This is a genomic window from Neorhizobium descurainiae, from assembly GCF_051400715.1.
GTDB lineage: Bacteria > Pseudomonadota > Alphaproteobacteria > Rhizobiales > Rhizobiaceae > Neorhizobium.
Map to the genome: position 1 here is coordinate 1 of NZ_JBLFFK010000084.1, position 1,012 is coordinate 1,012.

Genomic DNA, 1,012 nt, shown 5'->3' on the forward strand with positions numbered 1-1,012 from the left:
TAGAGCGTTTATGATTTTGTTTGAATCGCGGATTCCCTTTTGATGTCGAATGTGATTCAAGATGCAGGCTGAGAGGAGGTCAGCATCGATGGTCGCACCTCTTTCGAATGATCTGCGTGAACGTGTCGTGGGCGCTGTTGCGGCGGGCGAGAGCTGCCGCTCGGTGGCGGCGCGGTTTGGTGTCTCGGTCTCGTCTGTTGTGAAGTGGTCGCAGCGGTATCGCCGCAGCGGTTCGGTCGCGCCGGGTCAGATGGGAGGGCATCGCAAACGCCTTTTAGAACCGCATCGCGCTTTCATAGCCGAGCGGATTGCGCAGAGCCCGCAAATCAGCCTGCACGGTCTCAAGGCCGAACTGGCGGTGAGAGGCGTCATCGTCTCCCATGACGCCGTTTGGCGCTTCCTGCGCCGCGAGGGGCTGCGCTTCAAAAAAAACGATGTTTGCCCTTGAACAGGCGCGCACTGACATCGCCCGTCGGCGCAAGCGCTGGCAGTCATGGCAGACGCGCCTTGATCCTCAAAAGCTCGTGTTCATCGACGAAACCTGGATTAAGACCAATATGGCGCCGCTCTACGGCTGGGGTGTTAAGGGCAAGCGCCTGCGTGGCTTTGCTCCGCATGGTCATTGGCGCACTTTAACATTCGTCGGCGCGCTCCGGGCCGATGGTCTTACCGCACCCTGCGTCTTCGACGGCCCGATCAATGGCCAATGCTTCAAGGCCTATGTCGAGCAACAACTCGTCCCGACGCTGCGGCCAGGCGACATCGTCATCATGGATAATCTGGGCAGCCACAAATCCGGGCAGATACGGCAGTTGATCAAGGCCGCCGGCGCAAGGCTCTGGTTTCTGCCGCCCTATTCACCAGACCTCAATCCAATCGAGCAAGCCTTCGCCAAGATCAAGCATTGGATGCGAAAAGCGCAAACGCGCACCATCGAAGACACCTGGCGATATCTCGGCTCACTCGTCAAGACCATCGGTCCAGACGAGTGCACCAATTATCTTGTCAATGC

Annotated in this window: 1 protein-coding gene; it reads left to right on the forward strand. The window is 58.5% G+C overall.

The window, feature by feature from the left end; all coding sequences use genetic code 11:
- Positions 1-88: 88 nt before the first annotated feature.
- Positions 89-1,012, forward strand: a protein-coding gene (locus ACMGE0_RS33515) for an IS630 family transposase (protein WP_436820165.1) whose coding sequence is annotated in 2 segments (ribosomal slippage) — positions 89-424 and positions 426-1,012 — 923 coding nt annotated over the 2 segments. Because the reading frame shifts where the segments join, the coding sequence is not laid out codon by codon here. This gene is flagged as partial in the annotation.